13 protein-coding genes are annotated in these 11,960 nt (G+C 39.2%); 4 read left to right on the forward strand and 9 right to left on the reverse strand.

All coding sequences use genetic code 11. The features are described from left to right. Positions 1–60 precede the first annotated feature (60 nt). Positions 61–759, forward strand: a complete 699-nt coding sequence (locus DRW42_RS22625; protein ID WP_113951148.1) for an endonuclease V — start codon at positions 61–63, stop codon at positions 757–759. A 134-nt stretch (positions 760–893) separates the two neighbouring features. On the opposite strand, the gene hemF is transcribed toward DRW42_RS22625, so the two are convergent. The 3 genes from hemF to DRW42_RS22645 form a co-directional block, all read right to left on the reverse strand. Beyond that, entirely contained in the window at positions 894–1,787 is an 894-nt protein-coding gene (gene hemF / locus DRW42_RS22630; RefSeq protein WP_113951149.1) for an oxygen-dependent coproporphyrinogen oxidase, read from the reverse strand. Between the two features lie 130 nt (positions 1,788–1,917). After that, entirely contained in the window at positions 1,918–3,147 is a 1,230-nt protein-coding gene (locus DRW42_RS22635; RefSeq protein WP_113951150.1) for an MFS transporter, read from the reverse strand. A gap of 435 nt (positions 3,148–3,582) precedes the next feature. Continuing rightward, complete coding sequence (locus DRW42_RS22645; RefSeq protein WP_113951152.1) at positions 3,583–3,891, reverse strand: phosphoribosylpyrophosphate synthetase; 309 nt, start codon at positions 3,889–3,891, stop codon at positions 3,583–3,585. Between the two features lie 78 nt (positions 3,892–3,969). Between DRW42_RS22645 and DRW42_RS22650 the strand changes: the two genes are divergently transcribed. From DRW42_RS22650 to DRW42_RS22660, 3 genes are all read left to right on the forward strand, one after another. After that, entirely contained in the window at positions 3,970–4,455 is a 486-nt protein-coding gene (locus DRW42_RS22650) for a DUF4442 domain-containing protein (protein ID WP_113951153.1), read from the forward strand. A 9-nt stretch (positions 4,456–4,464) separates the two neighbouring features. Beyond that, on the forward strand, positions 4,465–5,094 hold the full coding sequence (locus DRW42_RS22655) for an AlbA family DNA-binding domain-containing protein (RefSeq protein WP_113951154.1): 630 nt from the start codon (positions 4,465–4,467) through the stop codon (positions 5,092–5,094). A gap of 179 nt (positions 5,095–5,273) precedes the next feature. Next, complete coding sequence (locus DRW42_RS22660) at positions 5,274–6,644, forward strand: MATE family efflux transporter (protein ID WP_113951155.1); 1,371 nt, start codon at positions 5,274–5,276, stop codon at positions 6,642–6,644. Between the two features lie 192 nt (positions 6,645–6,836). On the opposite strand, the gene DRW42_RS22665 is transcribed toward DRW42_RS22660, so the two are convergent. The 6 genes from DRW42_RS22665 to DRW42_RS22690 all read right to left on the reverse strand — a co-directional run bounded on the left by DRW42_RS22665 (position 6,837) and on the right by DRW42_RS22690 (position 11,953). Next, a complete protein-coding gene (locus DRW42_RS22665; protein WP_113951156.1) occupies positions 6,837–7,571 on the reverse strand; it encodes a hypothetical protein in 735 nt (244 codons plus the stop codon). Positions 7,572–7,609: 38 nt separating this feature from the next. Beyond that, complete coding sequence (locus DRW42_RS22670) at positions 7,610–8,293, reverse strand: pseudouridine synthase (RefSeq protein ID WP_113951157.1); 684 nt, start codon at positions 8,291–8,293, stop codon at positions 7,610–7,612. Positions 8,294–8,335: 42 nt separating this feature from the next. Continuing rightward, positions 8,336–9,238 (reverse strand): histone deacetylase family protein, encoded by a 903-nt coding sequence (locus DRW42_RS22675; RefSeq protein ID WP_113951158.1) that lies wholly within the window; start codon positions 9,236–9,238, stop codon positions 8,336–8,338. Next, on the reverse strand, positions 9,238–10,098 hold the full coding sequence (locus tag DRW42_RS22680; RefSeq protein WP_113951159.1) for a bestrophin family protein: 861 nt from the start codon (positions 10,096–10,098) through the stop codon (positions 9,238–9,240). The genes DRW42_RS22675 and DRW42_RS22680 overlap by 1 nt, the downstream gene beginning before the upstream one ends. Beyond that, the gene (gene kynU / locus DRW42_RS22685; RefSeq protein WP_113951160.1) at positions 10,095–11,399 is read right to left on the reverse strand and encodes a kynureninase; all 1,305 of its coding nucleotides are present in this window, start codon (positions 11,397–11,399) and stop codon (positions 10,095–10,097) included. Before kynU ends, DRW42_RS22680 begins: the two co-directional genes overlap by 4 nt. A 65-nt stretch (positions 11,400–11,464) precedes the next feature. Beyond that, a complete protein-coding gene (locus DRW42_RS22690; protein ID WP_113951161.1) occupies positions 11,465–11,953 on the reverse strand; it encodes a pyridoxamine 5'-phosphate oxidase family protein in 489 nt (162 codons plus the stop codon). Positions 11,954–11,960 lie beyond the last annotated feature (7 nt).

Raw genomic sequence — 11,960 nt, forward strand, 5'->3', positions numbered from 1 at the left:
ATATTAATTATAAGACAAATATATTAAAACAATTCTCTACCTTAATTTGTCATAAATCCTATGTACGATCATTACAGTTTCGAAGATGCTACGGCTTATCAGATAGAACTCGCCAAACAAATAAAGTTTCAGCCACTGGATAAAATTGAAAGCATTGCCGGTGCAGATATCTCTTTCAATAAAGATAGTTCTACCATGTATGCCGGAATTGTGATATTAAGTTATCCCGGTATGGTTTTGAAATCTTTTGCTTTAGCCACCTACGAAACAAATTTCCCATATAAACCCGGATTTTTAGGTTTTAAAGAAGTGCCGGCTTTATTAAAAGTTTGGGAACTCATTAATAATAAACCTGATGTTGTAGTGCTTGACGGGAATGGAATTCTGCATCCACGTCGTATGGGCGTTGCTTCGCATTTTGGAATTTTAGCCCATCAGTCAACTATTGGCTGTGCGAAAAGCCTTTTATATGGCGAAAACCATGTTCCGGAAAATAAGAAATTCAGCTTTACCGAAATCAATAGTCATGGCGAAATACTGGGTTTTGCTTTGCGTACAAAGATCAATTGCGCGCCGGTTTATGCATCTGCTGGTCATTTAATTACAGCAGAACAAAGCCTTGATATTCTTAAAAATTGTGTAGGAAACTACCGTATTCCTGAACCCACTCGCATGGCACACAACATTGTCAATGATTTTAGGATTGGCAAATTAAAAGCAGGTTTTCATGAAGTACAGGCACCGCTGACTTTGTTTTGATTCCTCAAGAATTAACCGTCATTTCGAGCGAAGCACAACGAAGTCGGGATCCATGTGAGTGCTCAGCAAAGCTAAATCTGTATCGAGATAGATCTCTCCATTACACTGCGTTCCAGTCGAGATGACGAAAATTACTAAATCCAGTTAATCCCTTTTTTAAGCAACTGAACACTTTTATACTCTTCCGAACCTTCTTCAGGCTGAACATTGTAACCCCAGTTGGCCTGTGGTGGCAAACTCATTAAAATAGATTCGATCCGGCCATTGGTTTCCAGTCCGAATTTTGTTCCCGAATCGTACACCAGGTTAAATTCAACATAACGGCTACGGCGCTGATATTGCCATTCCTTATGTGCTTCGGTAAATTCTTTATCACGGTTACGGTCAATCAGTTCTGAATAAATTGGTAAAAATGTTTCACCGATATTGATAGAGAAATCCAAAATCTGCTCCCATGATAAATTGGTGTTTTCAGGTTTTAAGCGATCGTAAAAAATACCACCGATACCACGGGTTTCTTCACGGTGTTTGATGAAAAAATAATCATCCGCATGTGCTTTAAATTTTGGGTAGAAATCACTGCTGAAATCATCACAAGCCTGTTTTAATTTATGGTGAAAAAAACGGGCATCGTTTTCAAACACATAGTGCGGTGTTAAATCGATACCGCCACCAAACCAGCGTGTTTCTTCATTAAGCTCAAAATAGCGGATATTCATGTGGATAATCGGAACCAAAGGATGATTTGGATGGATTACAATAGAAACACCGGTTGCAAAAAAATCATCTTCAGTTACTTTAAAAGCCTTTTTTACGGCTTCAGGTAATTTTCCATGTACCGCAGAAAAGTTTACTCCGCCTTTTTCAATAATGCCTCCGTTTTGCATAATCCGCGTACGGCCGCCTCCCCCACCATCTCTTTGCCAAAGTTCTTCTTCAAATTTTCCTTTGCCATCGGCAATTTCCAATCCACGGCAGATTTCATCCTGAATCTGCTTATATCGCTCTGCTACTTCTTCTTTAAACATGACGGCTCTTTCTAATTCCATACAAATTTAAAGCTATTAAAGCAGCAAAGCTGATTTATATTGATATAGTACATTTTATTGACATTGGTGTTAGTGAAAAGCCCCTAGTCTTCAGGCTGAAGTCCTAAAATTAATTCTCTAAATAATTAAGGTCTTTATTAAAACTTTCTTTCAAATAAGACACCGAAATCATGGCAATTACCGTTACTATGCCCATTACAATGAAACCGGCTGACACAATATTGTAACGGTGTACAAAAAACTCAAAAACAAGTGTGATCGGGATTAAAGCGCCACGCACGAAATTTGGTGCCGTGGTGGTTACTGTTGAGCGGATATTCGTACCAAACTGCTCGGCAGCAATAGTTACAAATGTAGCCCAGTAACCAACTGCAAAACCCATAAACAAACAAATAAGAATAAAAGTGCTTTCGGTTAAACCTGTACTCGTTAAATAAACAATTACGGTAATAACCGATAAACTTTGAAAAATAAGAACCGTTTTTTTACGTGACTTTAAAACCTGCGCCAAGAAACCGCATACCACATCGCCAATGGCAATACCAAAATAGGTATACATAATTCCGGTACCTGCATTTAATAAATCTTTTGCGCCGAGTGCTTTACCGATTTCGGGCGATTGGGTAACCAAAATTCCTACAATAAACCAAAGCGGAAGTCCTAAACAAATACAGGCTAAATATTTTAAAAATCGCTTACGATCAGAAAAAAGCATAATGAAATTACCCTTAGATACTTCTTTACTTTGCTCAGCATGTTTAAACATACCCGATTCGAAAGTTCCCACACGCAAAAGTAACAGCAATAATCCCATGCCACCACCTACAAAATAAGAAGTTTGCCAGGTAAAATGTTTTCCGATTGTAGCTGCAGCTGCCGCACCTAATAAACCTATTCCGGCCACCACCATCGTGCCGTAGCCGCGTTTTTCTTTATCCATGGTTTCGGTAACCAGTGTAATCCCTGCGCCCAGCTCTCCTGCCAAACCAATACCTGCAATAAACCTGATAATGGCATAAGTGTGTACATCGGTAGCAAAACCGTTGGCAATATTGGCTAACGAATACATTAATATTGAGCCGAACAATACCTTGATACGGCCAAATTTATCACCGATGATGCCCCAAAGCAAGCCTCCAAGCAACAAACCAAACATTTGCATATTAATTACATACTCGCCTTCGGTACGCATGTGATCTGCAGAAACACCGATATCGGTAAAACTTTTTACCCTTACAACAGAAAATAAAACGAGATCGTAAATGTCGACGAAATAGCCTAGTGCGGCTAGAATGACTAAGAAAATGACGCTACGGTTAGCTTTTGCCTTGTTGTCCATTTAATTTATTTGGTTTAAGCGCTGAAAGTACGCAATAACACAAATATTTAAAATAGATTTTAAAAATAAAAGCCACCCTATATTTAGAGTGGCTTTTAAGAATCTACATAGGTGGATTCTTTTTTGTAGTATCAGGCGGCATCTTGGTTGTGGTATCAGGCATCTTTTTAGATGTTGTATCCATTGGCGCCGTTGTGGTCGAATCCGTCTTCGTACTGTCTGAAGAGCCAGCCATATTTTTTGACGAATTGCATGCTGATGTGGCTATCATAAGAGAGCCTGCAAAAGCAAGACTTAAGATTATTTTTTTCATAGTTTTTATTGTTATCTATCAAACTAACAACCTTTTAATCATTTGGTTTTATTTTTTTATTTAAACCATGTATTTTTTATTTTATGAATCTGATTATTAGCGATTTGCATACATGAAATACCTTATTCATGATGGATTTTCAATTTGTTTAACAACTCTGGCGACACATTTTCTGCATAAACGCCATAGCCATCAACAAGAACACCTTTTAAATTGCCTACGTTTGATGAAATCGCATAAACCACCGAACTATCAGCCGGGTCAGTCATCCCCTCGAAACGATAAACTTCTTCAATCTCAAATTCTTCAGGCATCAGGAACAGATCGATAGATTTGCATTCCAACCCCTCTGCGGTTAAATTGAAATCTAAATTGTAGCCTCGACGATCTAAATCTGTTAAAGCGCCGCTAATTGTATCGTAAACATGCATTACCTAATTTACGGAAATATTATAAAACAACAGGGCCAAAACTTTAAAAGGTGATAAAACTTTCTGATATTAGTAAATATGATTATTTCTCAAAACACCCTGAAATGGGTAATGCGCTTTTACCCTCCTTTGTTTTTCCAGCGCATTTGGGTTCAGAAATTTGAAAATGAATTTAAAAGCTGTACAGTTAAACTAAGTAAGAGTTTCCTGAATAAAAATTACAATGGTTCTATTTTCGGCGGTACCATTTACGCCGCAACCGATCCTTTTTATGCCTTATTATTTGATCAGCTAATGCAACGCCGTGGTTTCACAGTACGTGTATGGTTAAAAAGTGCCTCTATACAATATTTAAAACCCGGACGTTCTACTTTATATTTCACCATAACAGTTACTGATGAGATGTTAAATGAGGCCGAACATGCTTTAAAAACCATTGGAAAGTTTGTAAAAGCCTATCCGATGGAGATTACCAACAAAAACGGTGAGCTTTGTGCTACCGTAATGAATGAAGTATATATCCGAAACCTGCACCAGGGCGAAACACCCAGGGTTGCTTACTAATTTAAGATTATGCCGAGTATTAAGAGTTTAATTTTGCAGGGTGAGGGTGTGATGCTCGATTTTAAAAAAACCATTACCAGTACCGAAAAAATAGCTAAAAGTTTGGTTGCTTTTGCCAATAATAAAGGTGGAAAACTGCTAATTGGTGTAGCTGACGATGGCTCAATTAAAGGGGTAAAATCAGAAGAAGAAGAAAAATATATGATTTTAACTTCGGCACATCAGTTTTGTAAACCTGCTATTGAACCTTATTTTGAAGAAATTTATGTTGATGATAAATTGGTTTTGGTGGTTAACATCCCGGAAAGCGACACCAAACCACATTATGCCCTCGATGACCAGAAAAAATGGTGGGCTTATATCCGCATTGATGATAAAAGTGTGTTGGCCAGCAGGATTATCCTCGAAGTACTAAAACAGGAATATAAAAATGACGGGGTGCTTATCTCCTATTCTGATAACGAAAAAAAACTCCTCGAATACCTGGAGCAGAATGAAAAAATTACCTTAAAAGAATTTAGTAAACTGCTCCGCAGTTCTTACAGGAAAGCCCAAAAAGTATTGGTGAATTTAATTTTAACCAATGTAATTAAATCGCACACTACCGAAAAGGAAGAGTATTTTACAGCAGTGAGGTAGTTCCCTGGATATCTGTCAACTCTGAATTCGTTTCAGGGCCTAAACAAATGAATTTCTTTTACAATAGATGCTGATCCCGATGAATCGGGACAGCATGACGATCGCGTATATTAAAATCGAACATTAACTTTTCTACATCCCTGTTTTTTGAGCTTTAAAAACCCGACCTTTGCAAACCTATGTTTTCTAAAATTTACACCAGATATAAACCTTATTACAAAGAAAACCTTCATTTGGCACTGCCAATTGTGGGTTCGCAGGTTGGGCATACACTGGTACACATGGCCGATAGTATTATTGTGGGCCACTTTACCGATACCATTCAACTGGCAGCTGTTTCGCTGGTAAACAGTATTTTTATGCTCATTTTGGTAATCGGCCTGGGTATTTCTTACGGTTTAACACCATTGATTGCTCAGGAAAACGGTCGCCAGAATTATGATGAATGCGGAAAACTCCTGTCGAACAGTTTAATTATCAATATCTGTGTAGGTGTATTCCTGTACATACTGGTTCAGTTGGGGATATTTTTTGTAATCGATCACCTCGAGCAAACACCAGAAGTGGTGCGTTATGCCAAACCTTATCTTAATCTTTTATCGGTTTCCATTATTCCATTATTAATTTTTCAGACGTTTAAGCAGTTTGCTGAAGGTTTGGGCTTTACCAAACAGGCTATGTTTGTTTCGATCTGGGGAAATGCACTTAACATTATCCTGGGGATTATTTTTGTAAAGGGAATGTTCGGCCTCAAATCGATGGGTGTGAGCGGCGTGGGTTTAAGTACCCTGATAGACAGGATCCTGATGGCTACCGTAATGTCGTTTTACGTATTGCGTTCGCAACATTTCAAAAAATACCTGATCAGTTTTAAAGCTACATTCTTTGATAAACTGAGGGCCATTAAAATTGCAAAGATCGGAATGCCTGTTGCCATGCAATATTCTTTCGAAATCAGTGCTTTTAGCGGCGCTGCTGTTTTGATTGGCACCATTGGAGCGGTAGAACAGGCCGCGCACCAGATTGCAATAAGCCTGGCAGCCATAACCTACATGATTGCTAGTGGTGTGGCCTCTGCGGCCACCATTAAAACCGGGAATAATTTTGGCAAAAATAATTTCGATGATCTTCGTAAATCGGCCATTGCCAGTTATCATGTGATCTTGCTATTTATGTCGTGTACAGCGGTTATTTTTGTACTGGCGAACAATATTATGCCATTTATCTATACCGAAGATCTGGCCGTAATCCCAATTGCTGCTAAATTATTAATTATTGCAGGATTTTTTCAGCTATTTGATGGCACACAAGTAGTTGGATTAGGCGTTTTGCGTGGTATGGGCGATGTCAATATCCCTACCCTTATTACCTTTCTGGCTTACTGGGTAGTTGGTATTCCTATCGGTTATTTATTAGGCTTCCATTTGGGTTTAGGCGTTAACGGGATCTGGTATGGATTAACGTTAGGTTTGTTAACAGCCTCGATCCTATTATTTATGCGTTTTCAGAATAAGACAAGGAGCTTGAAAAAAGCGCAATCTTCGCCATAAAGAGGCCTTCATTTCGACCGAAGTGGAGAAATCTGTTGTTATAAAAAGTGTCGTCATCTCGACTGAAACGCAGTGAAATGGAGAGATCTATCTCGAAACAGATTTAGCTACGCTGAGCACTTAAGTGGTTCTCGGCTGTACACTCCCGCTCGAAATGACGATAACCCTGAGGATAGAATGACGAAAAACTAGTTACTTCCCTCCCACATTAACCACCACACCAATGGTGAAGATAGAATTGCCAGCAGACATGTATTTGCGTTTTTTTAAGCCAATATTACTGCTGGTGGTATATTGCAGCTGAAAGGTTTTACTGAGCGCCATACGGGTAAAAAACACAGGTTCAAAGAATATATTATCCTCTTTAGGCTGTACCACACCATTTATAAAGAAACGGTCCATTTTGATATGGCTGATTCTTAAAGCAGTTCCATAATTAATTGGAAAATCAGTCCCGAATAAATGAAGGTTGTTTTTCTTTTTCGAACTGTAATTCACCTGCAGAAATGTTTTCCTGTAATCTACATCCTGCACCTCATTACTAATAAGGATATCATCCTTAAAATCTCGAAGGGTAATATCACTCCAACCCTTACCTACACCTGCATAAACTTCTATAATCCGGTTATTTTCAGGTCCGAAGGTATCAAAGTAGCCTCCACCAATCTCAATTAATTTATGTCCGAAGTCTTTGGTTTTCCTTTCGCTGTTCATCCTCGAACCGCTAAAAAGCAGTCCAACATGATCTGAAACGGCGTAGGCACCATTCACGCTGGCATTGCCTTTTAAAGAAATGTGTGCGCCCCCGCTAAATTCGCCTTGTTTGCTTAACATGGGCGTATTAGGTACGTTTGGCATATAAACAGAAGAACAACTGGCTGCAAAAAGCGCTAAAACTGGGAGTGTAAATCGTAGGTATTTAATCATAGATGCTATATAAACAGATTTTGAGGATAAAAATTGTGCTAATGTTCCATTTTCATGAAATCCATTACCCTTTTAAATTCATCATGTAAACCGGCTTTTAAATGTATTTTTTCATTTGTAACTGGATGGATAAACCCAAGTTCGGAGGCGTGCAGCAACATCGTGGTCATATCCCACTGCTCCTTGAAGAATTTGTTCTGCTTATTACAGCCATGTGTACGATCGCCGATGATGGGATGAAGGATATGACTGAAATGCCTCCTTAACTGGTGCATTCTGCCCGTTTTTGGTGTAGCCTCAACCAGCGAATATCTTGAAGTTGGATGTTTGCCAAATGCCACCTCAACTTCTGCCCTCTGTAAGGTTCGGAAAGAAGTAAAAGCATCCTGCATGGTTCCGTTTTCTTTGGCCAATGGATAATCGATATCCATTGCATCAGGTGTAAAACCCCGTAAAATTGCAAGGTATTTTTTATCCGTTTCAGCATTCATAAACTGCTGATGCATAGCAATTTCAGATACTTTATCAAAAGCAAATAATAAAACACCACTAGTCTTTCTATCGAGCCTATGCACCGGACTAACATGTTTTCCCACCTGATCCCTAAGCATTTGTAATGCAAATTCAGTGGCATCCCTGGCAATCGACGACTGGTGCACCAAAAGACCATGCGGTTTGTTAATTGCAACTAAATGCTCATCCTGGTAAATTATCTCCAACATATTGCCGCGAAGATAAGGATATTATGTTTTTAGAGGAATTGCCTACGCAAATAAATCAAAAGCAAGGCGAAAAGTATTGCAATGGGCATCTACAATATCTTTGATATCAACGGAATAGCCACCACCCATACTTACCTGAAGTGGCAAATTTTTATCTTTACAGGCTTGAAGTACCATTCTGTCGCGTTCTTTGCAGGCCGCTTTACTTAATGCCAGCTTACCTAATTTATCTGTAGAAAGCACATCAACCCCGGAAAGGTAGAATACAAAATCCGGTTTTGACCGCTCGAATGCCTTTTTCAAATTGGTATTTAAAGTTGACAAATAAGCTTCATCCTCCAGGCCATCATCCAATGGAATATCCAAACTTGAATTTTCCTTTCTAAAAGGGAAATTTTTATCACCATGCATTGAAAAAGTGAAAACCCTAGGTTCTTTCTGAAAGATTTCGGCAGTTCCATTTCCCTGATGAACATCTAAATCAACAATTAAGATGCGTTTTGCTAAATTATTGTTTAACAGATAATTAGTCGCAATAGCCTGATCATTTAATAAGCAAAAACCTTCTCCCCAGTTACTGCCTGCGTGATGGGTTCCACCAGCCACATTAAAAGCAATGCCATTAGTCATAGCGAAATGCGCGCCGTTAATGGTGCCCTGCGCAATCCTTAATTCGCGCTCTACCAATTGTGCATCGAGGGGAAAACCAATACGCCGCTGATCTTTGGCTGAAAGGCTTAAATCCTTTAATTGTTTCCAGTAATCTTTCTGATGCGTGAGCAATACAATTTCTTCACTTACCGGTTCGGGATTAAATAAATTATCCTGTTCAATGGTACCTTCGTGCAAAAGTTGCCCAGGGATCAACTCATACTTGATCATCGGGAAGCGATGACCTTCGGGCAATGGATGCGCATATATGGGATGCCAGGCAATCTTAATCATTAGCCTAAAATCTCTCCTACATGTTTTTCAATATTGGTACAGATCTGATCAACAGGAAGATCATTTGCATCATAACCAAACGGATTTTCTATTTCTTCAGCTATCAGCTCTAAACTCGCTAATACATAGAGGATAAAGGGAACGATGGGCACTACAAAATAACCCAGACTGAACACCCAGCCAAATGGCAAAGTAACCACATAAATAAAGATAAATTTTTTAATAAATGCGCTGTAAGAAAAAGGGATCGGCGTATTTTTAATTCTTTCGCAAGCGCCACAAATATCGGTAAACTGATTAAAATCGTTGGAAAGAACGATAAATTGTTCCTGCGAGATCTGCCCTTTCTTTAGCAAACCGTAAAACCTGTTAATCAGGCTTCCTGCAATCTGGTTGGGGATGTGTTTTCCTTCTTCAACTTCGATTAAAAGACTGTTTTTGCCAAAATACAGTTTCTCGCGCAGGTGTTCTTTTAAGGCAAAAGCATATTTAGGAATGCCGTACTCGAAAAAACGAACATCTTCTTCATCCAGTTTAAGCGCTTTAATTTTCATGGCCAGGTTACGGCTTACATTGGTTAGGGAACCTAAAAGTTTTCTTCCTTCCCACCACCTGTCGTAAGCGGTGTTGGTTCTGAACACCAACAACAACGATAAAACAAAGCCCAGTAAACTGTGCATCATCCCCACATTGGTTACATAACTGCTTTTTGAAAGCTGAAAGAAATTCAGTTCGGCAAAAGCTACCATGCCCGAAAAAGCCGCCACTGCAAGCATTAAAGGCCAGAGTTTTCTAAAAGTATCGCTCTTGTGGATATGAAAAATAAAAGTACTCCAGTTTTTAGGATTATAGTTGATCATATTGATTGCGTTTTTTGTAAAATATCTTTACTCACTTTTAAAAGTGCCTGTCCGGTGAGGTAAACATCTTCATAAGAATTATAAAGTGGTACCGCACTTAAACGGATTACATCAGGTTCGCGCCAGTCGCCAAGGATATGGTTCGCCATTAAACCATCAAAAATCCGCTTGCCATGATGTTGCGCGATAATGGAAAGCTGAGCCCCGCGATCTTCCTGATTTTTAGGAGTGATGATTTTATACTGCCCCACTCCTAAACTTTTATTTACTTCATTTATAATAAATTCAAGATATTGAGTTAAAGTAATACTTTTAATCCTTAAGGGCTCAATAAAACCGGCTTGTTCGAAAATCTGAAGCGATGCGTGGTACAAAGCCATCGGCATTACCTGCGTACAGCTTACCTGCCAGCCATCAGCTCCACCCTCGGCAATAAAGCCTTTTTCCATTTTAAAACGCTTGCTTTCCTGATAGCCCCACCATCCGGCAAAGCGGTTTAAATCGGTATTACCAAAATGTTTTTCGTGTACAAATATTCCGCTAATGCCTCCAGGACCAGAATTCTGATATTTATACGAGCACCAGCAGGCAAAATCAACACCCCAATCGTGAAGTTTAACAGGCACATTTCCCGCTGCGTGTGCAAGATCCCAGCCAACTATAGCACCAATTTCGTGTCCGGCTTTGGTAATGGTTTTCATATCGTACCATTGGCCCGTGTAATAATTAATTCCACCAAACAATACCAATGCAATTTCCCCCGCATTTTCTTTGATCTGAGATACGATATCTTCCGTACGGAGTATTTCCTCGCCTTCTCTGGGAAAAACCTCTATAATCGCTTCTTTTAAATCGAAACCATGAAACTTTACCTGGCTTTCTATAGCATACTGATCTGACGGGAATGCACCACCCTCCATGATGATTTTAAAACGTTTTCCTTTCGGCTGGTAAAAACTCACCATCAACAGGTGCAAATTTATGGTCAGGGTATTCATCGGACAAACCTCTGCCGGCGATGCACCAACTATCGGAGCCATTAGCTTTTTAAGCGCTTTATGATAGAACATCCAGGGTTCTTCTCCGTCAAACCAACCCTCTACTGCAAAGTTTGCCCAGTTATCAAGTTGCTTTTTTAAAACTTCACCTGCTGCTTTAGGTTGCAACCCTAAAGAATTACCACACAGATAAATATAATCTTTACCGTTGTGATTTGGAAATAAAAACTGTGATCTGAAATGGCGAAGCTGATCAGCCTCATCCAGTGCTTTGGCAAATGAAAGGGTATTTTCGAAATTCATTGCGTCAATATTACAAAAAAAGCAGGTATTGTTTCCAATCCTGCTTTTCAATTTGCTATATTTTGTTAAAATTTCATGGTATCGTGTTTACCTAAATCAGGTGTATCGCCGGTAACCACAGCCTTTAACATACTGAACAGCACCACTATTTTCGAAGAGGATGCATCCCAGTACTCTGCTTCTTCAGGCGTAACTTTTATCAGGATTAATCTCGGATCTTCAATTCCATCAGGGAACCAGGCCTTAATAAAAGGCGAAAAATAAGCTTCCTTGCGTACTTTATCGTCTACAAGTTCAGCCTTACCCTTAACGGTTAAATAGGTATTTTTAGATGGATCGCTGTAGGCCAGCAACACATTATTTTCTTTTGAAATTTCTTTGGATTTTGGCGAATACTCGTTGGTGTAAAACCATAAACTGCCGTCGTCTTCTATTTTGGCAGTCCCCATCGGCCTGCTTCCAAACTCATCACCTGAAGAAAATGTAGTAAACATACAAGTACGCACACTTTCTGCCATTTCTTTAAGGATTGCTATATTTTTCTCGTTTTTCATGATTTTT

Origin of the sequence: Pedobacter miscanthi (assembly GCF_003315595.1) — a bacterium.
Lineage (GTDB): Bacteria > Bacteroidota > Bacteroidia > Sphingobacteriales > Sphingobacteriaceae > Pedobacter > Pedobacter miscanthi.

Excerpts from the sequence above, each read along its gene's own strand:
- DRW42_RS22690 (WP_113951161.1), bottom strand. The coding sequence starts at position 11,953 with ATGAAAAACGAGAAAAATATAGCAATCCTTAAAGAAATGGCAGAAAGT.
- DRW42_RS22650 (WP_113951153.1), top strand. The coding sequence starts at position 3,970 with ATGATTATTTCTCAAAACACCCTGAAATGGGTAATGCGCTTTTACCCT.
- hemF (WP_113951149.1), bottom strand. The coding sequence starts at position 1,787 with ATGTTTAAAGAAGAAGTAGCAGAGCGATATAAGCAGATTCAGGATGAA.
- DRW42_RS22625 (WP_113951148.1), top strand. The coding sequence starts at position 61 with ATGTACGATCATTACAGTTTCGAAGATGCTACGGCTTATCAGATAGAA.
- DRW42_RS22675 (WP_113951158.1), bottom strand. The coding sequence starts at position 9,238 with ATGATTAAGATTGCCTGGCATCCCATATATGCGCATCCATTGCCCGAA.
- DRW42_RS22670 (WP_113951157.1), bottom strand. The coding sequence starts at position 8,293 with ATGTTGGAGATAATTTACCAGGATGAGCATTTAGTTGCAATTAACAAA.
- DRW42_RS22655 (WP_113951154.1), top strand. The coding sequence starts at position 4,465 with ATGCCGAGTATTAAGAGTTTAATTTTGCAGGGTGAGGGTGTGATGCTC.
- DRW42_RS22680 (WP_113951159.1), bottom strand. The coding sequence starts at position 10,098 with ATGATCAACTATAATCCTAAAAACTGGAGTACTTTTATTTTTCATATC.
- kynU (WP_113951160.1), bottom strand. The coding sequence starts at position 11,399 with ATGAATTTCGAAAATACCCTTTCATTTGCCAAAGCACTGGATGAGGCT.
- DRW42_RS22665 (WP_113951156.1), bottom strand. The coding sequence starts at position 7,571 with ATGATTAAATACCTACGATTTACACTCCCAGTTTTAGCGCTTTTTGCA.
- DRW42_RS22660 (WP_113951155.1), top strand. The coding sequence starts at position 5,274 with ATGTTTTCTAAAATTTACACCAGATATAAACCTTATTACAAAGAAAAC.
- DRW42_RS22635 (WP_113951150.1), bottom strand. The coding sequence starts at position 3,147 with ATGGACAACAAGGCAAAAGCTAACCGTAGCGTCATTTTCTTAGTCATT.
- DRW42_RS22645 (WP_113951152.1), bottom strand. The coding sequence starts at position 3,891 with ATGCATGTTTACGATACAATTAGCGGCGCTTTAACAGATTTAGATCGT.